Below are 24130 nucleotides of genomic sequence, written 5' to 3'. Positions count from 1 at the left end.
AGCGGCGAGGGTGGACTTCTACTAAATTCTGATCGAACGGGAGCACGAAAATGTTGAAATCGAGTTGGAGAGGATTTGCAATCATCTTTGCAAGTGCTTTGCCGTTTTCATCAAACTTGGCGGAGAGCGCGTTCGCGCAAGTCCAGAAGTCTGCGCATATCCTGAACTTGGAGTTGGCGATGGACGCAGCGAACGAGGCGATTCGGGTGTGCCGGGAGAAAGGTTGGCCCGTGAGCGTATCCATCGTTGACGCTGCCGGTAACATCAAGGTGCGGGCCAAAGGCGATTTCAGCGCCATTCACACCAAAGACGCGAGCTTTCGCAAAGCCTATACGACGGTGGCGTCTGCGCCTCTTTTCCACTTCAATAAGCTCAGTGAATGGGTCGAAGCACTGAAATCCAACCCGTATGCATCCGCTTACGCGACTCTGCCCAACATATTTCTGCTTCCTGGCGCCGTGGCGATCAAAAACGGCGACGAGGTGATCGCAGCGATCGGAGTCGGCGGGGCACCCAGAGGCAACAAAGATGAAATGTGCGCTGAGGCTGGCCTTGCGAAGATCAAGGATCGCCTCGCAAAGGGACGCTAACGAACCAATGAGAAACACGCACATTCTAACCTATGACGGATGTCGCTGCGCATTCCGGTGAAGGCGACCATGCAATCCGGCGCATGGCGACCACTTGATCCGGTCGATGACGACCAGGGCGGCGCGCGGTTTTGGCGGCGCCGTTGGATGTAGTTTTTATGATCTCAGTATTCGCGGTGTCGATCAAGTTTCCGCCGGTCGGGGGTGGGGTTCATGCCTTTGCCGCCTTCGCCGGTTTCATGGCTGTCGCCGCAGCACCGCCGTCGGCGTCCACAATGGGCGTTACCGTTTCGATCTTGGACGTCTTGGGATCGCGCATTGGCGGACCGTCGAGGGCAAGGCGGTAGGCATTGTGGACGAGGCGATCGAGGATGGCATCGGCGAAGGTCGGTTCGTCGATCACGTCATGCCATGCATCGACCGGCAGCTGGCTGGTGATCAGGGTTGAACCGGCGCCATAGCGGTCTTCGACGATCTCCATCAGGTCGCGGCGCTGATTGGCTGAGAGCCGATCCGGACACCGGTCGCCATGGACCGGAGCGCGCAAAGAAGGCAAGCTCGTGCGGGTGCTGGAAGCATGGTGCCCGCCGACGACCGGCTTTCACCTTTACTACCCGAGCCGGCGCAATCTCTCATTCGCGATGCGCACGTTTCTGGACTTCTTGCGCGAAAAGCGTGCCGATTGACTTCCGCTGGCGGCAATCGCGTCGACCTCTAGGCGCCTGGTGTAAGGGCATCGCGCGACCGTCGCGCGATGCCCTAATCTCTGAGGTCAAACATCTATGCTAGGTGAGGTGTAATCTCGGCGGAGACGGTCTGTCGCCCGCGCTCGTCGACAGTCGCGAACAATGCGTCCACGCGTGCTTGATCCGCGTCGCTCTGCGGCACGAGGTAGGCTGCCGCGATGTAGACCGCGAGGTTGAAGACCATGGCCACGGCGCCCGACGTCAGCCCGTAAGCCCACGGTAGATAACCAGGATAAAAGAGTTCGAGCACGACGGCGATGGCGAACCCCGCCAGCATGCCGCCAATGGCACCATACTTGTTACCGCGCTTCCAGAAGATGCCGAGGAACTGTGGCACGGCGAGTTGGACGATACCCTGGTAGGCAAGAACGCCGAGAGAGAACAGCGCCGGCAGTTTGAGACACGCCAGCCACGCCGACAGCGCCGTCAATCCAAACATGCCGATCTTGGCCATAACGATGAGCTGAGCCTGGTCGAGCTTCCAGTAGTTGCCGATGAGATCGTTGGCGATCTGTGCGCCGGTTGCCTGGATATTGCCGTCGGTGTGCCCCATGGAGGCCGCCAGCACCACAACGCCCGCCAGACCCAGCAGCCATAAGCCGCCGGCTTGCTGACTGACGATAAACCAGACGTCGTTTGGACGTTCGGCCACGCCGGGGACGCGCGACGCGAGCATGCCGAAGATCAAGAGAAGCGCACCGAACAGCAGCGACAATGGGTTTGCCAGCGCAGCTGACTTCTTCAAACTGCTGACGCCGTCGGCCGTAAAAAGCCGGACAAAGATATACGGCCAGCACCAGCCGCCGATGGCGCCTGTGAACATCAGGCTGAAGAGATACAAGGGGCCTTCCGTCGAACCGATGCTCGGGATGGCGAACAGCTTCGGATCGAGTCTGACGAACGTGATGTCGCGAGCCCACCACATCCAGCCGATCAAGAAGGCCAGGATCAAGCTGCCGCCGATGTAGGCGGCGATGCCCTGCGCGAAATCGGAGATCACCACGCCGCTCATCCCCATGCGCACTGTCCAGATCTGGCGCACTACAATGACGGCCACGCCGACGATGACGGCATTGGAAAACGACAGGTCGCCGAGCGACATGTACTGGAACAGCGTGCCGAGCGCCTGCATGCCGAGCACGAGCCAGGGAATGCCCGAAACGATGCCGATGATGCCGGCGATGGTGCGAATGTGTTGTGAATCAAAGCGCAGGGCGAGCAGGTCGGGCTGGGTCCGCAAATCAAACGTCTTACCCCACACCCAGACGGGCCGAGCCATGAAGTAGAGCAAGACAATCATCAGCATGCTGTACGACAGGACGTAGAACGAGATCACACCGGAGGCGGCGGCCATGCCGCCGAAAGCCGTGAACATAGACCCTGGGTACCAGGTGTTCAGCAGCGACATGGCCTGGTAGCGCGCATCGAATGCGCGACCTCCAACGGCGTAGTCGGTGAAGTCGCGATCCCGATGTTTGCTGAGTTGCAGAATGATGACGATGATCAGAAAGAACGCTGTCAGAACGCCGAACGTGATGATCATGGATCGATCTCACCTCTCCTAACATCGACCCAATAAGCCGCCAGGACACTGGCGGCGGTAAATGTGGAGGAGCCGAGAAAATAGGCGACGACCGCCGGTACGCCGAATATGGGCGTCGTGTTGCCGTCCATCGCCCAGTAGATCGGAGGGGCGAGAGATACGATGGCCGCCAGAGCAAACCATGCCCAAAGCCAAACGGGCGTTCGGCTCGATGCAGCCCCGTCTTTCATGCACTTCCTCGTCACAGTATTCGGTTCAACCGTCCCTCATGCCGCACTATGCCCGGCTCTGAATTGGCGTCAAGCGAACGGCGAATAGTGCAGTCTGAATAAAGTCTCGCGTCGGATGCGGCCGATTTCAGACGGCTCGCATCACACCGGTCTTTGGATGGCAGTTGATGTACTCGAAGTACTGCTTTGAAGCGTCGAACACCGAGACCTCGTGATAGAGCGTGAGGTCCTTAAACGCGTTCGCGTTCCGCTTTCCACGAGTAGTCCTCCTATGACAGTCGATGACGATCGACGACGCGAGTTCGACAGGGAATGTACATTTGTACTGAGGGTCATTCTAAGACAACTTCACCTTTGAGAATCTACATGGCGAAAGAAACTCATCCCGAAACAGTTGCATCAATCCTGGCCGCGACAACTGACGAGCAAATTCTTACCGTCATACCCACGCTCTACTGGAAGGAATCGTCGGACCGATATGTGCCTTTCCTCAAAATGCTTCGCGCATACGACCGAGGGTAACGGAGATGACGTGTCGGCTAAAGCGGGCATATTCTGAAGACGAGAAGCCACAAGCGATCATCATCGTGGTCGGCGTTAAAGACGGTGATCCAACGGAATGGGCAATTGAGTTTAGACCCTGGGCGGAATGGCTTTCGATGGTCGTCGATTGTCCTCCCGAACTCGAGCTCTCGGACGCTCAGATCCTTGCCAATATTTTTTATGAGATGACATTCGCGGGTTTCGACGAGGTGACGGTCGAACTGAAACTCCATGAAATCGAGAAAATTGCCGAAACCTAGTGTAAATAGCCGCTAATTATCGATGGAGCGCCTGCGCAACCAAATTGCTCCCGGGTCGAGAATTATCGTGCGCGCATCTCGCATGCTGTCCGGCATCATCGCCTGCTTGCAGGCCGGATCGGCGGCTGGCGCGGGTTTGGTAGCTCTTTTCATGTTGTTTAGCGCAACCTAAACACACTCGGATCGCAAGCATTCAGCGTGGCGGAATCATCGCGCCCTTTGCCCGGACGGATCAAACCATAAATCGCACCTTACCAAGAAACCCTCAGACTATCTCAGAGCCCGAAGGGCATTCAGGATCACGGCCACGTCGATCGCCTCTTGCAGCAGAGCGCCTTGCACGGGCGGAAGATAGCCAAATGCCGCGACGATCATGCCCACGATAGAAAGTCCCAAACCGATGAAGACGCTTTGAAGGGCGATGGTGCGCGTTCGGCGCGCAATGCCGAGCGCCGTGGAAAGAGGATAGAGTTCATCCACGAGCAGCACGACGCTTGCGGCTTCGGAGGACGCAGCCGCGCCACGCGCGCCCATGGCGACACCGACATCGGCGGCAGCAAGCGCCGGCGCATCGTTGACGCCGTCGCCCACCATCATGACGGGTCGCGTCGCCGCTTCTCGACGGACCGCGACCACTTTGCCTTCCGGCGTTAGATCGCCCAGGATTTCATCCACGCCGAGCGACCGGCCAACCTTCTGCGCGATATGAGTCATATCGCCGGAGGCGAGGATGATGCGTTCTATTCCCGCTGCCCGGAGCGCATCGAGCGTGGTGCGCGCATCGTCCCGCAACTGATCCTGAAGCAGGATGACGCCCGCGACAAAACCGTCCACCGCCACCGCCACAGACTGCACGCCGTCATGATTGTCCAGCTCGTGAAGCAGCATGTGGCCGCCGGTGCTTCGATTGCGCACATAAGTATCGCCGCCGATGGCAACGCGTCGCCTGCCCACCGTTCCTTCGATACCCTTGCCCGGAAGTTCGGCGATCTCGGCGGGCGGCAGAAGCATGAGGCCCGCGTCGGTCGCAGCCTGGATGAGCGATGTCGCCATGACATGCGCCGACGCTTGATCGAGGCTCGCGGCTAGGCCGAGCACCTCTTTGTCGGTGAACCGTTCTCCTGTTCTGATCGCGGTGATCGTCGGTCGCCCTCGTGTGAGCGTACCCGTCTTGTCCAGGATCGCCGTTCGCACATGCGCCAGCGCTTCCAGGGCCGCGCCGTCCTTCACTAGGATTCCTGATTTTGCCGTGCGAGAAATGCCGGAAATGATCGCCACAGGAACGGCGAGGATCAACGGACAGGGCGTCGCGACGACGAGCACCGCCAGGGCGCGAATCGGATCGCCGCTGGCGAGCCAGGTAACGGCGGCGATGGAAATCGTGAGCGCCAGAAAGCCGATTGCATAGCGATCGGCCAGACGCGCCATCGGCGACTTGCTGGCCTGTGCGGCCTCGACGAGGCGAACGATCCCAGCATAGGTGCTTTCGGCTGCGGGCCGGCTCGCAATCAGATCGAATGCGGCGCCAACAAGTGTCGAACCACTGAGCACCTCGCCACCACGGGAGAGGCTCTTGGGGATCGATTCGCCGGTGAGGGCCGAAAGGTTGAGCACTGCCACGCCGTCTGCGACGTGGCCATCTACCGGAACGACATCGCCCTGCCGAACCAGCAGCCGGTCACCCTGGCGGATGGTGGCGATCGGCACTTCTTCGAGCGTATCGCCGCAATAGCGCATGGTGGTGAAGGCGACGCGCCCAAGAAGCTCCGTTATTTCGCGGCGTGCTCGGGCCTCCGCGAAGGATTCGAGCAACTGGCCGCCCGCATACATCAGCGCGACGACATTGCCGGCGAGGGTTTCCCCAAAAGCGAGGGCAGCGGACATCGAAAGCGCCGCGACGACATCGAGCCCGACATCGCCACGGCGCAGCGATGCGATGATCTGCCCGAACAAGGCGAGCAGAACAGGGAGCGTCCCAAGCGTCCATGTGAGATTGGATGATCCGGCTTCGCCGTGCCACCAGAACCAGCCGCCGAGCACAAGACTCAGCAGCGCAATTCCGACGAGCAGACGCGGACCAAAACGCCGATAGGCCGCGCCGATCGTCAAACGCGGATGAACCGGATCTGTTCGAATCACTGAGGATTGTGTCACGTCAATTCAACGCCGATATCGTGCCGCTCGCCACCGTGGCGCCAGCCGCACGAGCGCCCGCAGCATGCCGAAAAACGTGATCGCCCATGCTCCCAGCGCGATCCAGAGGAACGCGCGAGGCAGGCCGGAGAGGAATCCGAACTCCATCGCCCGAATCATCTGCCAGGTGCCGGCAGCATACATGCCGAGCGGGAACACTGCTCCCCAGTAGAGCGGATCGTAGCGGAGCGGAAAACGCTCGAAGCCGTGACGCCAGACCCCGAGCAGCAGCAGCATGGGTATCCACCAAGTTCCCGTCGCCCAGTAGAAAACGGTGAAACCCTTCAGGAATGGCAGCAGCGATGTCAGAAAAGGCGCATGCGGCGCGTTGAGGATTAGCAGCGAGCCGGCCAGCGTGGAAATCGCCATCGCGCCCATATTGATCCAATACGGCGGCGACAGATCGCCGGGAGAAAAACGAAAGAACGCATAGCGGTAGAAAATGAGCGACATCATCCAGATGTAGAGCATGCCGCTCCACAGCCACATCGACAGCGCCAGCAGATTGAGTTCGAGCCGATAGGGTTGGGCGACGCGTACCGCCAGCAGCGCGCTGGAAACGGCGAGCGCCTGCGTCGCCACCACCGCCAGCAGCCAACTCCCGCTGATGCCCTTGTCGAGCGTCGGCTTCTCGCGCCGCACGGTAAAGGCTACGAAGATTGTATAGATCAGGCCGATCCACAGCAGAATGGCAAGCAGCCACAGCGCTCCACCGGCCACAACATTTTCGTCGAGAATCAGAAACTGGCTCGCCAGGATGCCGGTGCCAGCCGCCATCGTGAAATAGCCCGGTCCGGTCAAATGAGCGACCATATCGCCGAAGAACCGTCGCGGATAACGCCAGGCGCGCAGGCCATACAGCACACACAGAAGGGCGTATTGCGCGATGTTGAGATAGAACAACGCAAACGCGATGTGCGAATGCTCCATCATGAAGGCCGCAAGAGAGACAATGCCAGTCGCCATGACGAGCCCGAAATAAGCCGGCGACAGATCGGCAAGGCCCGGTTCGGGCTGCGCCGGGTCGACATTATCGCCGCCGATCATCACCGCCTCCTCCCCTCTGCAGTGCGGACGATCGACGACCGGGAGGATCGCCATCGCCGCGTCCGGTCGCGCTCTTCGACGCGGCGCAATTTCGCGTGTGGTTTCGGCCCACTCATTCCACCACCTCCAGTTCTCCCGCATCCACCGGCGCTTTCCGACATCAACGCCTGTGAGACTAAACTAGCGGCTTGAGGAGCGGAGAAATTCGGACTCATCGTCACCCTCCTGAGTAGTTGGCATGAGACAGAAATCCAGCACGCCTGAGACACCGTCCGAGCGGCTTGTCCGCGACATCCGCCGAGCCACCCGCAAGCAATATTCAGCCGAGGAGAAGATCCGCATCGTCCTCGAAGCGCTGGCCGACAAGCCGTCGAAGCCATCGCGGATCTGGAACCGCATTCCCGATGACGTCTCCGCAAACCCAAGGCAAAATCGAGCGCTGGCACCAAACCTTGAAGAACCGCATCCTGCTGGAAAACTACATCGGCCCTCACCGTCCTCAACACGAGATGCAATTCCAAGCGGAAGACCCGAGCATTATCTACAGGGTCGCTGATGCGCCCTCACGACCCTTACGGATAGGGGTTCTCCCACTTGGCATCGGCCCTTCGACGAAGGGCCGATAATCGGAACCGCTTTTGATGACGGCATGAACGGTGCGCGCCATCTTGGCGGTAATGGCAGTTAGCGCTTTGCGCTTCAGATCAGCGTTGTCGCGATCGCGGGCGATGTAGCGCTCATACTTGGCTCGGATGCTGTTGTTCGGCTGCCGGATGGCTACTTGCGCCGCCATCCAGAAGGCGCGGCGCAGACGGGCATTCGGATCGAAGCCTGGAGGATCGACTACAATCAAAATCGACCGCATACGAGCCTAGGTGGCTTGACGCCGGAAGTGTTCACTGCCTAACAAAACCAAGCCTGAATTATCGCATGACGGCCGGACCAAAGACGGGGTGAGATCCAGAGGCGCCGTGAACTAACATTCCATGTGGCCACTCGGTCGGGGGGCTGATCATTCATTGACGCTGTAATCATGACACCATGCGCCGAATCCCGGGCGCGGCAATCGTTCAAGGTGTTAACCCAATCTCAGCCGTTGCCCATCGGCTAAAATCCATTGGGTTACCAAGTATAGATATTCAGAAGACTGGTATGATGCCGTAAATGACATCCGCCGTCGCCTCCGACGGCATCAAGTTTTTTGCGCCGTCCGCGAACAAGGGCAATTTTTTGGACCGTCATCGCGCAACAGTGGCCGGCTCTAGCGCGAACGGGGCCCTTGTACTTAAACTAACTAAGCGAATTTGCGTCTGGGCCGAATCGACCCGAGTACGGCGGACTTAGAGTCTGTCCGGCGCTTTTGCCATAAATTTCATTCCGGGCCAATCGCCGAACCATGATGTGCACCATCGCCAGGATCACAACGCGGCGTGTGCGCAAGCGCAGCATTCGAAACCCTTCACGAGGCGTCGGCAACGCTGCAACAATATGAAGGTGCGCTCGACGATCCAGCACGAACCGAACGCAAGGGCATCAGGCTCCTTTGTCGCCGGTCATAACCTTGCTCATCCACTCGTCAATTGTCGTGGTGCCGATTTCCTCGACCTTTTCCCTCTCCGCTGAGCGTACCACATCCTGCATTGAATCGATGCGCTTCCATTCGCAAAATGGTGTTACAGGCTCTACGCCCGGTGCATAGCGCGACGTTTCGAGCTTCTTGTAGCGGTGAACATAGCGCGTGCAGTTTATCCAGGTTTCGGTCACGCTGACCTTGACCGCCATTTCGGCCTCCTTGAACAACTGCACTTCGGGTCCACTTCTGATCAGTTCGGCGCGCCCCTGCACACGCAGCCGAAATGGCCTTTCAAAGTCGACGAACAGGATGCCGATCTCGGGATTGGACGAGAGATTGCCCATCGACAGATACATGCCATTGCCGTCGTAGCTCGGAAAGACGAGCGTCGAAGGATCGAGCAAACGAATGAAACCGGGTGCACCACCCTTGTAGGAAACGGTCGGCCGGCCGTGATGGTCGATTGTCGTCAGGAAAAACATGTCCCTGCTTTCGATGAACACTTTCGTCGTCTCGTCGAATTCGGATTTGACGATCATGCCTTCCAAACGATCGGCAAGCCCGCGCGTATCGAACGCCATCTGAAGCGACCGGTGGGCGTCTCCGTATAGATGGCTCATTTGCTTCCTCGGTTTCTCGTGGTTCTGCTTTTGCAAGAGGCCTACAGGGCCCTTAGATCAGCTTTTGTTTTGCTTTTAGGCCAGTAGTTAACGTGTCTGCGCATTCCGGTGAAGGCGACCATGCAATCCGGCGCATGGCGACCACTTGATCCGGTCGATGACGACCAGGGCGGCGCGCGGTTTTGGCGGCGCCGTTGGATGTAGTTTTTATGATCTCAGTATTCGCGGTGTCGATCAAGTTTCCGCCGGTCGGGGGTGGGGTTCATGCCTTTGCCGCCTTCGCCGGTTTCATGGCTGTCGCCGCAGCACCGCCGTCGGCGTCCACAATGGGCGTTACCGTTTCGATCTTGGACGTCTTGGGATCGCGCATTGGCGGACCGTCGAGGGCAAGGCGGTAGGCATTGTGGACGAGGCGATCGAGGATGGCATCGGCGAAGGTCGGTTCTACAACAACATGAAGACCGCAGTCGATGCCGTGTTCGTGGGGAAGGAGCGGGCCTTCAACCGGCGCTTCATGCAGTTGATGAGCCATCATCTCGTAGAGCCGACGGCCTGTTCACCGGCGGCTGGCTGGGAGAAGGGGCAGGTTGAGAACCAGGTCGGAACCTTGCAGGATCGCTTCTTCACGCCGCGGCTCAAGTTCAAGACATACGAAGAGTTGAACGCTTGGCTACTCGATCGCTGTATCGCTTACGCGAGGGCGCAGCCGCATCCAGAGTTCAAGGATCAGACGGTGTTCGCGGCCTTCGAGGCTGAACGCACTGCGCTCATTCCCTATCGCGGCCCCTTCGATGGCTTCCATGCGACAACGTGTGAACCGGCCCTGCTCACACATGACGATCGGCGTCGAAAACTGACCCCGCCTCCAATCTCTCCGCTGCTTCGCTACGCTCCGCAGCTCCGAGCTTGGAGGCGAAGAAGTTCATGCTGCAGCGGGGTCAACATTGCACGCCGATGAGGGGTCAAAGTTGGGTGCCGATTGACACTGAACGCGCTATCGGGGCATTGGCTGTAGCCGATCGCATGCATGTTCGGGTGGGTTCCATTTGGAACCGGGGCAGCTAGCACCTAGCCAAACCCGAACTGATAACAAAAATGCTGGGCCCCGCAGGCCCAGCATCCTTTATTCGAATGTATTTTCGAAAGCGACAATCGCTGGAGCGGTAGTTCCAAATGGAACCGCTACCCCGACGCTATCTCACGCGACAACGCCTCGAATTCAATCCTGTTGGCGAGGCCGCGAAGATCGGGAAAATAAATCGGAAACAACTCCCGTACGCGTTTTTCCTCAATCTCGATATTTAACGTGCGCAGCTGCGCCAGGTACTTCTTACAAGCGGCTTTGCGAACGCTATCCGGATGCAACGGGCGAAGACTACCTGTTTCTGCCGCACTATGAAAATCGGGCCACGGCTGCCCGTGTCTTCGCCCGGCAGTTCAACAATCTGATGGAAGAGACCGGATTGAAGAAGGATACGGTCCTACAGACGGACAGCCACGAAGGCGCGAAGACCCTGCCGCCGCCTATGGCGCATAGCCGGTGATTGGTGGCCGCGTTCGTACCTTGTGTCCCGCATAGATTTATACTAATTCCAATATGAGCGCATTGAACCAATAGCCTCGAATGGCTCTCCATGTGCACGACACCACCAAAAGAACATTAGTCCACTGCCGGAGCACCATTCATGCGCGCCCTTCATAAGGAAAATCATCTCATCGAACGCATAGGCTGGCTTCGGGCTGCGGTGCTGGGAGCCAATGATGGGTTGATCTCGACGTCGAGCCTGATCGTCGGTGTCGCCGCGGCGACCAACGCCTCCCATGAGATTCTTGTGGCCGGTGTTGCTGGGCTTGTGGCCGGGGCGATGTCGATGGCGGCGGGTGAATATGTGTCTGTCAGCTCGCAGGCTGATACCGAGGAAGCCGACATGGCGCGGGAACGTCACGAACTGGCGACGCAGCCAGAAGCCGAACTGATCGAACTCGCCGCGATCTATGAGCAGCGCGGTATCACGCCAGTATTGGCGCGACAGGTCGCCGAACAGATGATGGCGAAGGATGCCTTTGAAGCCCATGCGCGGGATGAGCTCGGGCTGGCAAACCATGTGATGGCGAGACCAGTTCAGGCCGCACTAACCTCGGCGGTCACTTTTGCGACGGGTGCGGCCCTGCCGCTGATCGTCGCCTTGCTCGCGCCGGCCGGGACGGCTGCACGGGCCGTATTCATTGCTTGCGTCATTGGTCTTGCCATCCTCGGCGCTATCGGGGCGCGAGCTGGCGGCGCCAGCATCTGGAAACCGACCTTCAGGGTGGTGTTCTGGGGCGCCGTCGCGATGGCCTCGACCGCATTGTTCGGTTCACTGATCGGCCGAGCGGTGTGACGATGAAACGCGTGTCGCTCTCCAGACCATTATGTCCGCGGTTTCGGTCCTCGGGATGATGCTGGCCGTAGCCGGAATCTGGCCGCCGGTGGAAGGGCTATCAATTCTAAAATCTCCCGGTCTGGCGACGGTCTATTTTGCCGGGGGGCTTCCGGCCACCTGGAGCGCCCTGACGGCGTTGTGGCGCGATCATACCCTCGATATCGATCTGCTGATGGTCGTCGCGGCCGTGGCAGCGGCCATCGTCGGGCTCCGTTCGAAGGCGCAGTGCTGCTGACACTCTTCAGCGTGTCGACACGTTCGAACACCAGGCCTTGGGGCGGACACGCCGGCCGTTGAGGCGCTCATGTCGCTCCGGCCAGAGACGGCTTTCCGCAAAGGAGAGGACGGGACCACGGTGGAGGTTCCTGCTGCGGAGCTTGCCGTCGGCGACGTGGTGAATGCGAAGCGTCAAACAGAAGCTTGGTTAGCCAATGAGTTGGCTTAAGCAATAGTAGTTTTCGCACCACCGTCATCCCGGATTAGGGGTTTTGGTTTCCGTCGCTGGTCGCGACTCGAAAGCGCGAAACCTTACAAGTTGGCGACACAGCCGCCTCATTGAGAGCAGACATTCCCCTGAATTTCACCACCGGATGTGGGGGATGACTAGATGTTCGATCCGGCGGCACGTGTTTGCCGAAAACGGAGAATTGCACTTGGCGAGCGCAATTCTCAGAAAAACGCCCGCCGTGCCGGCATCGGAGCCACGAAATCCGACGCCCCAGTTGCCGCCGCCGGATGCTTCCGCGGAGCCGCCGTAAAATGCCTTCGCGACGACCTGGAACAGGTTTATCGCCTTTATCACGTGGCACTAGCTCTCTGGCTCCCCTTTTGATTCGACGCATGCTTCAACCGCGATACCTGATTTTGCCTATCGCCCTTGGCGTTCTTTGCGGTATCGCAGGTTGCGATACACCCGATACAGCTGCCAATGAGGGTGTAGACCGACAGACGTGCCTTGGATCGGACCTATCGCCGATCAACGCTCTCGCGGCGTGCTCCCGTTTCATTACAGCGCCGAACAGCCGGACGCTGAGCCGCGCGGATGCCTACTACGGGCGCGGCGTCGCGTTTGCGAATTTGAGCGAATTTCAGCATGCAAAGCTCGATCTTGAACGTGCCATCAGCCTCGTTCCGAAAAACCAATGGGCGCGCCAACGGCTCGAAACTGTGAACCAAGCGCTATCGAAAGCGGGAGGCTGAATTTGAACGGCTGGGCATGCGGCGCCAGTTACCGCCAGGCGACGAGTACGTCTCCTGAGGTTATCATCGCGATGCCGAGCCAATTCATGACGGTCAGCGTTTCACCAAGAATGGTTACGTCAAATAAGGCGACCAGGACGACGCCGAGCTTATCGATTGGAGCAGCAAGGGCTGCGTCACCGATCTGCAAAGCCCTGAAGTAGCAGAACCACGATGAGCCAGTCGCCAAGCCTGAGAGCAGGAGAAATAGATATGTGTGCGCCATCGCCGTGGCAGCGCATACTGGCATAGATGAAGGACGAAGGTGATGAATGGTGAGAATAGCGTACGTCAGGTGACTGCGTCTAAAGTCGCCGAAATTACGCTCGCATTTTGGATCCTGAAAATCCTAGCAACAACGCTCGGTGAAACCGCAGGCGACTATGTCTCAATGTCGCTTGACCTAGGATACTACGTAGGATTGGCCATCACGGTTGCCGTCCTCATTGTCGTCCTTGCGGCCCAGATAAGATCCCGTACATTTTACCCACTTCTGTTCTGGCTCGCGATTATCGCGACGACCACGGCAGGGACCGAAATTTCGGACTTCATGGATCGTTCTCTTGGCCTGGGATACGCGTTAGGATCCGCGCTCTTGGTTGCCGGTCTGATCCTCACTCTTGCATTCTGGTATATGCGCACAGGAAATCTCACCGTGTATCCTCTTTACAGGAGGGATAGTGAACTCTTCTTTTGGCTTGCCGTTCTATTCTCAAACAGCCTTGGCACGGCATTTGGCGATTACCTCACCGACGATATCGGACTCTCGTTCCTTCAAGGCGCGGTAGTGACAGCAGCGATCATCTTGATCGTCGGCGCGCTGCATTATTCCAAGTCAGTGCCTGATGTCCTGCTATTTTGGATCGCCTTTGTGTTCACGCGCCCCTTTGGTGCGACCTTCGGCGACTTCCTCACTAAGCCGCCAGAAGTCGGCGGATTAAATTTGCCCCGCGACTATGCGTCGTTGACGACGTTGGTTCTGCTTCTCGCAATTCTCTATGTCTCAACTCGGAATACAGCAAAGAGCAACGAATAGGAACGAGTTGGGCCTTCTTATCGACCTCTGCTGTTGGTTCCTAAAGCCGTCATCGGCCCGCCGCGTACATCTGCCGAAGTGAGTGAGTAACAGCTGACAATGCTCCGTGTTATTCGACAATACCTTTTGGATTTGGAATGCAAGCGCCGGCATCCCGAGCTTTATGATGACGTGCTCCAAGCAGAACGAATGGAACACTGCACGCAGGCCTTTAAGCGCAAGACAGTTGCCATCGTCGGCAACGCAAATTCGATATTTGAGCATTCATCAGGTAAAACTATTGATGAAACAGACGTTGTCGTCCGCATCAATCAGGGTGCGCCAATCAATTTTATTGCGCAAGGAGGGCGGACAGACATTCTTTGCCTCGCTGTGCCCACGGGGCGCGCGGCGATCAGCGAGACGTTTGGTAATCCGGCAATCATCTTCGTATCGCCGCGACGTGCGATTCTCTCCTCAGATCTCGTGGATACAGTAGCGGTTCTTCCGCTGCAAAATTGGAAGGTAGTATCATCCCTGCTCGGTGGCTGTCGTCCATCCGCAGGTATGATCGCGACATGGATCGCACACTATTTGCTACAAGCCTCCAGCGTCTCCTTGTATGGCTTTGATTGGAAGAAGACGAAAACCTACTATGCCGACAAGATGCGAAGGAAACATCACAACTGGGCTCTCGAAGAAGCCCTAATGATGAAATGGGCGAAGGAAGGTTGGCTAAAACTACCTCCGCCTAGCAGCCGCTCATGATAACCTTGAACATTTCCTTGGCCTTCAGGCGGGCGTCAAGCTTATAGATACGCATATTCAGGAGTTCGTTTTCGTCGAAGGCGTAGCTTTTTAAGCTCTGAAGATTGATTCTTGCAGCCGCAAACTGCCGATCTGAAATCACCCGACTATGCAGCTGCGCATCCTCAAGGAGACCCTCGATTTTGTGGGTATTGGATGGCCAAGCCAAGAATGGAACTTCAAGAACAATTGCCAAACACAACGCATGAAACCTGCCGCTGATTATGAGTCCAGCCTCGTTCGATAAATGAGCTGCGAACGTCTCGAAACAAGGAAGCTGGTTTTGCCATCGGGCTTTCTGAGAAGGCGAACGTAGCCACGACGATGCCTGTCGCCAGCGATATTTGCATCGACTTCCAAAATTCCGGTCGGGAAATGTTTCGATGCGAGGTGGCCGAGTCATTATAGAGTAAAATGACGCGCCGAGATGCTTGGAGATTTCATAAAGGCGGGAGGTTTCTCCTCTGTCGACGCTATCGATGACGATGATGCGATTACCAGGACCGCGCATCGCCGCGGCGTTCCAGGTCAAACTCATATCCGGCACAACGGTTACGTCGAGACCTTGCTTCTTTGCTTCCAACGCGCTGCGACCGTCGCGAACCCATATTCCGCGAAATCTTTTGAGGCCGTCTGCAAGCGATGGTGAGTTCCCCTGATAGACGGAGTTGATGAGATAAGCCGGCATACCTATATCAGAAAAAAAAGCAGCCGATTGCGCTATCGCCTTTGCGCCTGCTCGGTCATGATGAAGTGTCCCCTCACCGTTCACAATAACCAAGTCAAATTTGGACCAATCTGTTCTCTTTAAAGAAACATTCAACGGCAACCAAGCGGTGATAATAATTCCCGCCTCGACCGCGAGTTCTTGCAGTTGTCGAGCAACCAAAGTGCAACCATGATGGCCCGTTGCATGGGTTGCATTCAAGACTGCTGCTCTGAGCACGACTAGCTCTCACGACCGCTTATTGTACGTTCAAGGTGTGCATCGTAAGTAAACCCCGCTTGCAGAAGAGCAGATTTTGACGAGTGAATGCTCATCGCTATGCCACGTGCGTCGCAAATCCTTTTGGCCAACGTCAGATGCTCGATGATCCGTCGACGGGCCTTCAGCAATCCCGATTTGGCGACGTCTCCAGCCCTTTCATAGAAACGTGGCTCGTCAGCGTTCTTTATATCAATTCCGACGAGCCCTATACGCGCCGGTGCGAGGCCGATCGCGAATTGAATCGCTGACACAACGACCGACCCTCCTTGAATGACTCCCCACGCGGGCGAGAGGGAGAGGGCACTTGTACAGTCGTCGTTAAAGCTGACAAAGCGTCGGCGCTTTAGGTGTGCATCATTGGTGAGACGGCGGAGGTAGGGCTTTCGAAGGTCGTCGATTAAGATAATGGGACGGGTCCGCAACCATTCGGGTTTACGTTCGCAAATCGCCCTTATTACAGCCGGTGATAAGAAACAGACCATTTGTGCAGGAATCCGCTCCTGCATCATTCCAAAGTGACGCCACACGAAGCGCTCGTCTTCTATGGCGATTGCGAGTGGCTGCATGATAACGTCGCCCACGAGCGAAATTGCACCGTTCAGCAGAATGCTAGATTTGTCCGGAATAAGTGACAAGTTTTGTTCCAGGATTGAGGGCCCCGAACCGACGATGTAGATTACATCAGGTCTACGAAGGTGATGGTGCGTGACCAACGTACCGACGTGGACGTCGCTATATAGGATTCCTGGATTCGCCCCCCAACGCTTAAGTTTAAGGTGGGGCCACCATGCTTGAAAATGTCGACGAGTGGGTCCGAAAAGGAACGGCGCGGCTCCTTTCACCACAAACCTATTTAGTTGTAGCTCAGTTCGAATGATTGAATTCCTTTGCCATGAGCGGATGTTCATCCGCTATGATTCGCGCCCGACCAATAAGTGTCCTATAAAATTCGATTACCTTATCCGCCTCAATATCAATCGAAAATTGCTCCTTCGCTCTAGTTCGGGCAGCGGCAGCCTTTTGCGCGCAAACATTCGGGTGATCGAGTAACTCGGCAATCGCCAACGCCAATGCATCCACGTCGCCAGGCGCTACCAGTCGCCCTACTTCATCTGTCACGAGCTGAGGAAATGCTCCAACCGTCGTTGCTACGACAGGCACCCCACTCGCCATAGCTTCTAACGGCGTGACACCAAACCCCTCCCAGTGCTGAGGGGCAACAAAAATGTCTAAGGCGCGATACCATTTTGCAATTTCGACGGTCGAGACTTCGGGCAAGAACAGCAACCTGTTACTCAAGTTCGCGTCGCGGACCCTCTCATTTAGCCTTTTGAAATAATGTTTATGTGCCCGTGTTGTCCGTCCCAGCACGATCGCTCCCACATCTGGATGTGACGGTAGTACTTTGAGCATCGCTTCTACAAATGTATCCGTTCCCTTCCGTTGGCGAATGCGCCCGAAGCATCCGACAAACCTAAGTGGGGGCAGGCCGAGCGCATCCCGCTCATCCCGAATATTGACCGTCGGAAAAAACCGCTCTAGGTCAATACCGTGACCAATAACCGTTGACGGGTGCTCCAAGTAACTTGCTGTCGCATTTGACGTCGAGATCAAGCCATCCATTCGATCTATTAATCGTCGTGTCCAAACCGTATGTTGGCGTTGAGAGGCTGATGTAAATACCAAGCGAAGTTCAAACCCGAATAAATCGCGGAGCACTACCCCCGAAAGCATTTCGATATTGCGCCGGGCATGCCAAATGCGTTGTTGGCCATTACCTGATTTACGCAAGCTTAGAAGATCACGAATTCGGATTTGGGGAACCGACGCGTGCAGGCCAAAGCCTACCGCCACGGACTTCATACTTTTTGCCTGTGCTGTTACGAGCCTTTCCAATGTGGATGTCACTCCAGACAAGCGTCTGCTGAAGTTCGGATTGATAACTTCTATTTGACCGGGGGCGCGACGCTGGTGCGACGATGCGCGAAGGCGGGCTGATAACAGCCCTTTCAAAAACGATTGTTGAGCCACGGCCCTGCTCCCCGCAAACAGATCTGTTTCTCGATCTACGAAAGCAATGGCGTGACAGCGTCAACATGCAGACAGTTTTGTATGCATTGTCGATGACTTCACATTTGGCTAAGAGGGAAATGACTAGAGAGATTAGACAGCGGGGGGGGGGCAATGCGCAAATTAGGTGAAAAGATCAGATCACAGCTGCCTGTGTTTTTCGTTTTAGCCGGCCTCTTAGGAATCTTTCGAATCATTTTGGGCAAGGGACACAACGCGCTCGATTATGCGGGCTGCATTACACTCATAGGAATTTTGTGCGCAATTGTGATTTTGCTTATGAATGGAATAGACTTAGTAAAACAGAAAACTATTAAGATGTACCGAGCCAAGCGTACGGTGCGAAAATAACCAACTTAAACTACATGCGGAACGGCGAACCTTCCCGCGCCCGATTTTACTGACTCTGCATCAAGGATTTTGCCGCAAACATCCGAACATTTTCAGCGCGAAAAATACCAAGGCCGTAGTATTTGCACTGAAGATGCCGGCGAATACGACATCAGACAAAAAATGCCCCCCCTCCATCATTCTGACTAACCCTGCCAGTGATCCAAACGCAATTGAAAGAGGCAATAAAAGAGCTGCCTCAAGCGGGAATAGGATTGTCGCAGCGAATCCAATTGTAAATATCGATGATGCCTCACCCGAGACGAACGAACAGTTTTTTGCGCATTCGTGCGCCGGCCGTAACGGCGGCGTATACCCATGCTTTCCACCAAGCTCGAGGACATCGCGCGGCCGTGCGCGTCCCCAGTGATCCTTGAAACCGAGATTCGTTACGACCAAGGGACCCGCCAGGATGCAAACCAGCAAGAAGTTCCACTCGCAGAATATGAGGCCGGACCATGAGCCTCGCGCTCGCGAGTAATAACTCCCCACGGCTGCTACCGCACATACGACAATGAAGAGCCCGTTGAATGCAATACGGATTGATTGAAGGACAAGCGAATCCATACCGATGAAACGGCGACCGGACGTATGAAATTTTTCTGCGACTACCAGGTCAAGATTCGGATAATAAGAAAAAACAGCTGCGGCGATGCAGCCGATAACTATCGATCCTACCAGCATTCTTGATGCGACTAAAAAACAGCGATGGCATCCATTGTCCATTTGCATCGACACTCCGCTAGCGAAGTGGGATGTTGCCGTGGGCAGTGTTACAATGGTGACCAAGGATATACAAAGATGTATATTTGGCTAATCACATAGCGCCGATATTTCAAATTACGCTCACACCAGATTGAGCTTAGCTGCAATCCGGACTAAATCATTTAAATTCCGTGCGTTCAGTTTCCCTTTCAGATATTTGTAATCGTGCGCTACTGTAGCATACGAAACAGATATTACTTTCGCAATTTGTCCAAGGCTACGGTCTTTGGTAAGATTTCTAATTATTTCTTGCTCTCGATCGTTCAACGAAAATCGTAGCGCAGCGTTTTTTACTTTCAGGAACGCCAGGCCCTGTGTAATCCGGTCCGAGAGCCATATTTGTCCAGAAGCAACTATTCGTATCGCTTCCCGCAGGCTCGTAACTTCGCCGGTCTTGCCAAGAAAGCCCTTTGCGCCTCTTTGTAGTGCTTCAAATGCGACGAGAGGCGCCTCGACAATAGAAAAAATGATGACATCTAAGGACGGATTGTTTGCGAGCGCTTCACTACAAAAATCAAATCCGCTCCCATCTGGCAAATTGCTATTGAGAAAAACAATGTCGGCGGGGCGGCGCTTTCAACGCACTTCTCGCCTGCGCGATCGAGCGCGCATCGCGAACCACAACATCGTCGTCGGCGGAAAGAACGAGCCGAATACCCGAGCTGACGATGGGATGATCGTCAACGAGGAGAAGGTGCATGACTGCGCCTTCCATGAACCTCATGTGGACTTTTGAACAACCCCGATCATGGGGATGATACCGACGTGTGGCAATGTGCCATTCGGTTCTTCAGAACCACGTGCGCGGAACGAGAAACAAGAGATTGCGCTTCGACAGGTTCCAAAATCCATTCTGGCAGGCCCCAATCAACCGAATTGAAGCGCCTAGCAAAGGCATGACTCGGTATTGCCTTGGGGCATCGACCGCACAAAACTGTAACGATCACGAAATGTGGGAGTTTGGCAATGCAAGAGAGTGACGACTTCGCACGTCTTACGTCACTTCAGCACACACTGCATCCAAGAACGGTAAGCGTCCCATTGATTCGCGTCTGGCGACCCACGCCCCAAAAATAATTTCAGAGACGCTCATGATAGTTACATATCTGTGACTTTGCCGGGAAAAAGAAGCATATTGATTCAGGAATACTGCCGTAAAGATCTATTTACGGAGTGTCGAAATCGCAACCATCTGCATTGCAGCATACAACGTTAAATGTCCCCACGTTGATCGGGAAAAGCGAAAAATCGATCCCTAAATTTGTACGAGCCCACTCGTAATCAAATTCGAATAATTTGGGGATTTGGGGATGCAAGTCAGGCCAGCTGTTATCAATGGCGTAGCCGTTATCTTAATTCTTAGTTGGCCGGTCTTGGCTACAGCGCAAGATGCAACAGCACCGCCGCAGAACGGCAGTCCCGCTTCGCCCGCCGGCACGTCGTCAGGTCAAACCGCAAATCCAGATGCGAGTAATACAAAACAGATGCCTGAAGTACGAGTCATTCAAACCAGGCCAAAAGCAGTCAAGAAAGTCGCCAGTCACAAGAAAAAGCAACCCGCGCCTGCGGTGGTCGCCCCGCCCGCCACAGCCGTTGCTGTGAGTGGTCCACCAGCCCAACAAACCGAGACGCCGACGGTGGACCAAGACCAAGTTCCGTCGATTCAATCGCCTCTTGGCGAAATTAAGATGTCGCCGATCAGCGGCAGCGAAGTACCACTCGGCAAAGTGCCAGGGGGTGCAAGTACCGTTTCATCGTCGGAAATAGCTCGGTTGCACAGCGACTACGTTGGTGATGCTCTTACGGCCTATGTTCCAGGTGTCATTTTGAGTGATCTCCAAGGCAACGCCTTTCAAACGAATATTGATTACCGGGGATTTAGCTCATCGCCTGTTGACGGAGTTCCTCAAGGGTTGGCCGTTTATCAGAATGACGTCCGCCTCAACGAAGCGTTCGGCGATACGGTCAATTACGATTTTCTGCCGACCGTCGCGATTAACAGCATGACGATCATGAGCGGCAATCCCGTCTTCGGCCTGAATGCGATAGGAGGTTCGCTTTCAATCGATATGAAGGACGGCTTCACCTTTCAAGGGTTCGAAGCCGATGCCCGATTTGGCTCATACGGACGGGCGCAAGGTTCCATTCAGGATGGCATGAGAATTGGCAACTGGGCGACGTACATCGCCCTGGAAGACATTCACGACAATGGTTTCCGGCAGTTCGGGACCTCCAACATTCGACGAATGTATGCCGATCTCGGCGTTCGAGGCGACGGGTCGGAATTCCACCTCAACTTCACCGGTGCAGACAATACGGTTGGTGTAGCAGCGGCCTCGCCAGTCCAGCTACTAGACGAAGGCTGGGGCAAGGTTTTTACGACGCCTCAATCCACGACAAACCAAATGGAAATGGTTTCTCTCAACGGCAACGTGAAAGCGTCTGACACCGTCGATATTTCAGGCGTCGCTTATTATCGGCACTTCAATCAAAAACACGTCGATGGCAACCTATCGAATGCAACGCCGTGCCCCATCCTTCCAGGCGGCCAACTTGGTGCTTGCTTTGGAAATTTGGACGGAAATGAAATCCTTCTCCAGAATATGGTTGGCAATCCAATTGTGTTGCCCCCCAGATTGGACTCGCTGGGTGAGATCGACCGCACGTCTCTGGACGCGAACAGCTTCGGTGCATCGCTTCAAGCCGTAAACAAGGCGAGGCTTTTCGATCATCACAATCAATTCCTTGTCGGCGCGAGCATTGATCATGGCGAGGTTTCATTTGGATCCTCGGCCGAGCTTGGGACCACGGGTCCCGGCTTTGTGGTGAATGGCGGTTTGGGCTTTGTCGGCCCCTCCGGCACCGGCTGTGATCTCGCCAATCCGGACGACGAATCTGAAGGCTGCACTCCGAATGGAACGAGCGATAAGTCCGACATTGGTCCTGTCAACGTCAATACGCGGAACACATACTACGGGCTCTATTTTGTAGATACCTTCGACGTAACCGATCGGCTTACGCTAACGGCAGGTGGACGCTTCAACGTTGCGAATATTCAGATCAGCGATCAAACGGGGCTGGCTCCAGAGCTCAACAGCGACAATACCTATTGGCGTTTCAACCCGATGGCTGGAGGGACGTACAAGCTATTTGACGGAATATCCTTTTATTCGAGTTATTCAGAAGCAAACCGCGCTCCAGTCGCGACTGAATTGGCGTGCGCCGATCCTGACAATCCGTGCCTTTTACCGAGTTTTTTGACGTCCGATCCCCCGCTTAAGCAGGTGGTATCTCATACAGTGGAAGCGGGATTCAGAGGCGAAAAGACCGACATTCTCGCCGCGCAAAAGATTGCGTGGAGCATCGGTTATTTCAGGACATTAAACACCGATGACATCATCAATGTCACCTCCGCTATTACCGGCCGGAGTTCGTTTTCCAACGCCGGCAGTACGCTACGCCAAGGTCTAGAACTACAGGTCAATTATTGGTACGGACCCTTGTTCGCCTACATGGGTTATAATTTCGTTGATGCGACTTTCCAGAGCGACCTCACGTTGGCTTCGCCGTTTAATCCTGAGGCCGATGGCGATGGCAATATCTTTGTCCATCCCGGCGATCGCTTACCTGGAGTTCCAGCGCACAAATTCAAAGCCGGCTTTGATTATCATCTTACTCCTAAATGGCGTTTTGGCGCAGATCTCATAGCTGCGTCCGACCAAATATTCTTCGGCGACGAGGCCAACCAGAACAAGCCTCTAGGCGGCTATGCGAAAGTCAATCTGCATACATCCTATGATCTGACCAATAATGTTCAGATTTATGGGTTGGTCGATAATTTGCTCGACTCCCAATACGGTGTGTACGGCACTTATTTCGACGTCGCCGAGTCAAATTATACTTTTGGAACTTCCTTTACCGATCCGCGTACGATCTTACCAGCACCGCCCATCACCGCGTACGGCGGTGTTAAGGTAAGGTTCTAGCGCACAGCAGTTCCCGTCGAAGCCGCAGACGACCTGGAGCGAAGTTGCGTTTGCTCAAGGCTACCCGGCTACGGTCAACTCCGACTATCCAATCTTACAATTTTGTGTGGCTTGTGCCGCAAATGTGTCCCCGCGCTGCCGTTCGCTTTAACGGACACTTTTTGACGGGCAATGACATGCACACCAAGGACTTGGCGCGCGCGCTTCGCGCGTTTGCTGGAATTGCCGACTTTGACCGCTCTCAGGAACTGCATCGCTTCGCGGCTTTCTTCGACCGAGGCAGGAACGAAACGGTGGCTGCGCGACTTAAGCGCGCCGCGCCATCTGCACATTACCCGCTTGGCTTGAAACAGTCACTTGAGGCTATCGAATCCGGTTTGCGACTTTGCGGAGCTATCAAACCGAGCGGTGAGTTGGCTCACATTCAAACGCTTTTCGGAGGTCGGGCCAATGGATCTTTGGAAGACTTCTTTTCCGAGATATCAGCGCCGCCGCGAATAACGGATGTTACAGCCCGGCGATTCAAAACGGCGGATTTAAATCTTGCTAAACGTCTGTCTTCGGACTTGGCGATTGCGGCAGACAACACCGACTCGTTTCGAATGCGGCTTGCGGAACTCGAGTCTTCCGCTCCGGCCGGCACTGCGACTTGGACGCTGGTGGCCAATCAATTCATCGGCAACCGCAGAGTCTATCGCGATCGCAAAACGGCGGTCCGAGCAATCCGGAGACACTTCGAAGATTTCTTGATTCAGAACAGCTAGGGACTTGGGACGAAAATGTTGGTGTAAGATTACGGAGCCGAGAAATAGCCAACGTTTCCAATTTTGCCGTATCGATGCAGGTTGCCGATTTACGTCGGTCGAAAGTGAATCTGTGCGCGCGACGTCAGTCACCGCTCAGCAACCGTCCGAGTTCGGCGTGGCTTGTAGGATTGCATGGCCTCTCGCGTATCGAATTGTTCGCGCACTCTGTCGAAACAGAGCTCGTTAACTACGGAAGAACGGAAATCTGGAGAGCCTCAAATGTGCCCAACCGGGCGCGCTTCATGAGGTTGGAAAGGGCAAAAGGTAAGTCATGCGGTAAGCGGTCGACCACCAAG

General features: G+C 55.7%; 21 protein-coding genes and 8 pseudogenes. 13 read left to right on the top strand and 16 right to left on the bottom strand.

Annotated features, from left to right (window positions below; translation table 11 throughout):
* Nucleotides 1–50: 50 nt before the first annotated feature.
* Nucleotides 51–590: a heme-binding protein gene (locus HYPGJ_RS03690; RefSeq protein WP_280136158.1), complete on the top strand. Its 540-nt coding sequence runs from the start codon at nucleotides 51–53 to the stop codon at nucleotides 588–590.
* A gap of 313 nt (nucleotides 591–903) precedes the next feature.
* Here HYPGJ_RS03690 and HYPGJ_RS19295 read toward each other — a convergent pair.
* A pseudogene (locus HYPGJ_RS19295) lies at nucleotides 904–1095 on the bottom strand (ATP-binding protein); the annotation flags it as partial.
* Between the two features lie 40 nt (nucleotides 1096–1135).
* Between HYPGJ_RS19295 and HYPGJ_RS18365 the strand changes: the two are divergent.
* Nucleotides 1136–1276, top strand: a pseudogene (locus tag HYPGJ_RS18365) (LysR substrate-binding domain-containing protein); the annotation flags it as partial.
* Between the two features lie 94 nt (nucleotides 1277–1370).
* Here HYPGJ_RS18365 and HYPGJ_RS03680 read toward each other — a convergent pair.
* From HYPGJ_RS03680 to HYPGJ_RS19430, 3 genes are all read right to left on the bottom strand, one after another.
* Nucleotides 1371–2879, bottom strand: a complete 1509-nt coding sequence (locus tag HYPGJ_RS03680; protein WP_046845954.1) for a sodium:solute symporter family protein — start codon at nucleotides 2877–2879, stop codon at nucleotides 1371–1373.
* Nucleotides 2876–3109 (bottom strand): hypothetical protein, encoded by a 234-nt coding sequence (locus HYPGJ_RS03675; RefSeq protein ID WP_046845953.1) that lies wholly within the window; start codon nucleotides 3107–3109, stop codon nucleotides 2876–2878. The genes HYPGJ_RS03680 and HYPGJ_RS03675 overlap by 4 nt, the downstream gene beginning before the upstream one ends.
* 127 nt (nucleotides 3110–3236) lie before the next feature.
* Nucleotides 3237–3392: a phenylacetaldoxime dehydratase family protein gene (locus HYPGJ_RS19430; protein WP_348270896.1), complete on the bottom strand. Its 156-nt coding sequence runs from the start codon at nucleotides 3390–3392 to the stop codon at nucleotides 3237–3239.
* A gap of 172 nt (nucleotides 3393–3564) precedes the next feature.
* Here HYPGJ_RS19430 and HYPGJ_RS03670 point away from each other — a divergent pair, with 172 nt between their 5' ends.
* Entirely contained in the window at nucleotides 3565–3912 is a 348-nt protein-coding gene (locus tag HYPGJ_RS03670; protein WP_348270895.1) for a DUF6557 family protein, read from the top strand.
* Nucleotides 3913–4182: 270 nt separating this feature from the next.
* Here the strand turns inward: HYPGJ_RS03670 and HYPGJ_RS03665 are convergent, their stop codons facing one another.
* Both HYPGJ_RS03665 and HYPGJ_RS03660 read right to left on the bottom strand, forming a co-directional pair.
* Nucleotides 4183–6051: a heavy metal translocating P-type ATPase gene (locus HYPGJ_RS03665; protein WP_244466001.1), complete on the bottom strand. Its 1869-nt coding sequence runs from the start codon at nucleotides 6049–6051 to the stop codon at nucleotides 4183–4185.
* 21 nt (nucleotides 6052–6072) lie between these two features.
* Nucleotides 6073–7206 (bottom strand): tellurite resistance/C4-dicarboxylate transporter family protein, encoded by a 1134-nt coding sequence (locus HYPGJ_RS03660; protein ID WP_244466000.1) that lies wholly within the window; start codon nucleotides 7204–7206, stop codon nucleotides 6073–6075.
* Nucleotides 7207–7390: 184 nt separating this feature from the next.
* On the opposite strand from HYPGJ_RS03660, the gene HYPGJ_RS19035 reads away from it, so the two are divergent.
* Nucleotides 7391–7708 carry a hypothetical protein gene (locus HYPGJ_RS19035; protein ID WP_143440485.1) on the top strand — a complete coding sequence of 106 codons (318 nt, stop codon included), beginning with the start codon at nucleotides 7391–7393 and terminating at the stop codon, nucleotides 7706–7708.
* On the opposite strand, the pseudogene HYPGJ_RS18935 reads toward HYPGJ_RS19035, so the two are convergent.
* Nucleotides 7694–7972: pseudogene (locus HYPGJ_RS18935) on the bottom strand (IS110 family transposase); the annotation flags it as partial. The gene HYPGJ_RS19035 and the pseudogene HYPGJ_RS18935 overlap by 15 nt on opposite strands.
* On the opposite strand from HYPGJ_RS18935, the pseudogene HYPGJ_RS18930 reads away from it, so the two are divergent.
* Nucleotides 7955–8059, top strand: a pseudogene (locus tag HYPGJ_RS18930) (integrase core domain-containing protein); the annotation flags it as partial. The pseudogenes HYPGJ_RS18935 and HYPGJ_RS18930 overlap by 18 nt on opposite strands.
* 626 nt (nucleotides 8060–8685) lie before the next feature.
* Here HYPGJ_RS18930 and HYPGJ_RS03650 read toward each other — a convergent pair.
* Both HYPGJ_RS03650 and HYPGJ_RS19425 read right to left on the bottom strand, forming a co-directional pair.
* A complete protein-coding gene (locus tag HYPGJ_RS03650; protein ID WP_046845950.1) occupies nucleotides 8686–9345 on the bottom strand; it encodes a pyridoxamine 5'-phosphate oxidase family protein in 660 nt (219 codons plus the stop codon).
* 262 nt (nucleotides 9346–9607) lie between these two features.
* Nucleotides 9608–9799, bottom strand: a pseudogene (locus HYPGJ_RS19425) (hypothetical protein); the annotation flags it as partial.
* On the opposite strand from HYPGJ_RS19425, the pseudogene HYPGJ_RS19420 reads away from it, so the two are divergent.
* The 3 genes and pseudogenes from HYPGJ_RS19420 to HYPGJ_RS18645 form a co-directional block, all read left to right on the top strand.
* A pseudogene (locus HYPGJ_RS19420) lies at nucleotides 9791–10147 on the top strand (IS21 family transposase); the annotation flags it as partial. The pseudogenes HYPGJ_RS19425 and HYPGJ_RS19420 overlap by 9 nt on opposite strands.
* A gap of 883 nt (nucleotides 10148–11030) precedes the next feature.
* Nucleotides 11031–11726: a VIT family protein gene (locus HYPGJ_RS03635; RefSeq protein WP_046845947.1), complete on the top strand. Its 696-nt coding sequence runs from the start codon at nucleotides 11031–11033 to the stop codon at nucleotides 11724–11726.
* A gap of 58 nt (nucleotides 11727–11784) precedes the next feature.
* A pseudogene (locus tag HYPGJ_RS18645) lies at nucleotides 11785–12165 on the top strand (cation-transporting P-type ATPase); the annotation flags it as partial.
* 183 nt (nucleotides 12166–12348) lie between these two features.
* Here the strand turns inward: HYPGJ_RS18645 and HYPGJ_RS03625 are convergent.
* A complete protein-coding gene (locus HYPGJ_RS03625) occupies nucleotides 12349–12570 on the bottom strand; it encodes a hypothetical protein (RefSeq protein WP_046845945.1) in 222 nt (73 codons plus the stop codon).
* A gap of 426 nt (nucleotides 12571–12996) precedes the next feature.
* Nucleotides 12997–13224: pseudogene (locus HYPGJ_RS03615) on the bottom strand (EamA family transporter); the annotation flags it as partial.
* 51 nt (nucleotides 13225–13275) lie between these two features.
* Here HYPGJ_RS03615 and HYPGJ_RS03610 point away from each other — a divergent pair.
* Both HYPGJ_RS03610 and HYPGJ_RS18360 read left to right on the top strand, forming a co-directional pair.
* Nucleotides 13276–14043 (top strand): membrane protein, encoded by a 768-nt coding sequence (locus HYPGJ_RS03610; protein ID WP_046845943.1) that lies wholly within the window; start codon nucleotides 13276–13278, stop codon nucleotides 14041–14043.
* Between the two features lie 99 nt (nucleotides 14044–14142).
* The gene (locus HYPGJ_RS18360; protein WP_052750788.1) at nucleotides 14143–14790 is read left to right on the top strand and encodes a glycosyltransferase family 29 protein; all 648 of its coding nucleotides are present in this window, start codon (nucleotides 14143–14145) and stop codon (nucleotides 14788–14790) included.
* On the opposite strand, the gene HYPGJ_RS03600 is transcribed toward HYPGJ_RS18360, so the two are convergent.
* From HYPGJ_RS03600 to HYPGJ_RS18640, 5 genes are all read right to left on the bottom strand, one after another.
* Nucleotides 14774–15775: a polysaccharide pyruvyl transferase family protein gene (locus HYPGJ_RS03600; protein ID WP_143440484.1), complete on the bottom strand. Its 1002-nt coding sequence runs from the start codon at nucleotides 15773–15775 to the stop codon at nucleotides 14774–14776. The two genes, HYPGJ_RS18360 and HYPGJ_RS03600, sit on opposite strands and share 17 nt — an antisense overlap.
* Before the next feature lie 2 nt (nucleotides 15776–15777).
* Nucleotides 15778–16452, bottom strand: coding sequence for a hypothetical protein (locus tag HYPGJ_RS03595; protein ID WP_143440483.1), 675 nt, complete (start codon nucleotides 16450–16452; stop codon nucleotides 15778–15780).
* A 229-nt stretch (nucleotides 16453–16681) separates the two neighbouring features.
* Nucleotides 16682–17848 (bottom strand): glycosyltransferase family 4 protein, encoded by a 1167-nt coding sequence (locus HYPGJ_RS03590; protein ID WP_244465999.1) that lies wholly within the window; start codon nucleotides 17846–17848, stop codon nucleotides 16682–16684.
* Between the two features lie 450 nt (nucleotides 17849–18298).
* The gene (locus HYPGJ_RS03580; RefSeq protein ID WP_046845939.1) at nucleotides 18299–19009 is read right to left on the bottom strand and encodes a phosphatase PAP2 family protein; all 711 of its coding nucleotides are present in this window, start codon (nucleotides 19007–19009) and stop codon (nucleotides 18299–18301) included.
* A gap of 114 nt (nucleotides 19010–19123) precedes the next feature.
* The gene (locus tag HYPGJ_RS18640; protein ID WP_083984013.1) at nucleotides 19124–19579 is read right to left on the bottom strand and encodes a response regulator transcription factor; all 456 of its coding nucleotides are present in this window, start codon (nucleotides 19577–19579) and stop codon (nucleotides 19124–19126) included.
* A 19-nt stretch (nucleotides 19580–19598) separates the two neighbouring features.
* Between HYPGJ_RS18640 and HYPGJ_RS03575 the strand changes: the two genes are divergently transcribed.
* From HYPGJ_RS03575 to HYPGJ_RS03565, 3 genes are all read left to right on the top strand, one after another.
* Nucleotides 19599–19778, top strand: a complete 180-nt coding sequence (locus tag HYPGJ_RS03575; protein WP_046845938.1) for a hypothetical protein — start codon at nucleotides 19599–19601, stop codon at nucleotides 19776–19778.
* 574 nt (nucleotides 19779–20352) lie between these two features.
* Nucleotides 20353–23028 carry a TonB-dependent receptor gene (locus HYPGJ_RS03570; protein WP_083984012.1) on the top strand — a complete coding sequence of 892 codons (2676 nt, stop codon included), beginning with the start codon at nucleotides 20353–20355 and terminating at the stop codon, nucleotides 23026–23028.
* Between the two features lie 176 nt (nucleotides 23029–23204).
* Entirely contained in the window at nucleotides 23205–23792 is a 588-nt protein-coding gene (locus HYPGJ_RS03565) for a hypothetical protein (RefSeq protein WP_143440482.1), read from the top strand.
* Nucleotides 23793–24130 lie beyond the last annotated feature (338 nt).

The organism is Hyphomicrobium sp. GJ21 (assembly GCF_001006785.1).
In the GTDB taxonomy this organism is placed as follows: Bacteria; Pseudomonadota; Alphaproteobacteria; order Rhizobiales; family Hyphomicrobiaceae; genus Hyphomicrobium_B.
Note: the sequence above shows the minus strand (reverse complement) of the source record. Positions and strands in the feature narration are given on the sequence as shown.

Coding starts and splice junctions, on each gene's coding strand:
- HYPGJ_RS19035 (WP_143440485.1), top strand. CDS start 7,391: ATGAGACAGAAATCCAGCACGCCTGAGACACCGTCCGAGCGGCTTGTC.
- HYPGJ_RS03635 (WP_046845947.1), top strand. CDS start 11,031: ATGCGCGCCCTTCATAAGGAAAATCATCTCATCGAACGCATAGGCTGG.
- HYPGJ_RS03650 (WP_046845950.1), bottom strand. CDS start 9,345: ATGAGCCATCTATACGGAGACGCCCACCGGTCGCTTCAGATGGCGTTC.
- HYPGJ_RS03690 (WP_280136158.1), top strand. CDS start 51: ATGTTGAAATCGAGTTGGAGAGGATTTGCAATCATCTTTGCAAGTGCT.
- HYPGJ_RS03565 (WP_143440482.1), top strand. CDS start 23,205: ATGCACACCAAGGACTTGGCGCGCGCGCTTCGCGCGTTTGCTGGAATT.
- HYPGJ_RS03680 (WP_046845954.1), bottom strand. CDS start 2,879: ATGATCATCACGTTCGGCGTTCTGACAGCGTTCTTTCTGATCATCGTC.
- HYPGJ_RS03610 (WP_046845943.1), top strand. CDS start 13,276: ATGAATGGTGAGAATAGCGTACGTCAGGTGACTGCGTCTAAAGTCGCC.
- HYPGJ_RS03580 (WP_046845939.1), bottom strand. CDS start 19,009: ATGCAAATGGACAATGGATGCCATCGCTGTTTTTTAGTCGCATCAAGA.
- HYPGJ_RS03575 (WP_046845938.1), top strand. CDS start 19,599: ATGTCGGCGGGGCGGCGCTTTCAACGCACTTCTCGCCTGCGCGATCGA.
- HYPGJ_RS18360 (WP_052750788.1), top strand. CDS start 14,143: ATGCTCCGTGTTATTCGACAATACCTTTTGGATTTGGAATGCAAGCGC.
- HYPGJ_RS03675 (WP_046845953.1), bottom strand. CDS start 3,109: ATGAAAGACGGGGCTGCATCGAGCCGAACGCCCGTTTGGCTTTGGGCA.
- HYPGJ_RS03570 (WP_083984012.1), top strand. CDS start 20,353: ATGCAAGTCAGGCCAGCTGTTATCAATGGCGTAGCCGTTATCTTAATT.
- HYPGJ_RS03660 (WP_244466000.1), bottom strand. CDS start 7,206: ATGGCGATCCTCCCGGTCGTCGATCGTCCGCACTGCAGAGGGGAGGAG.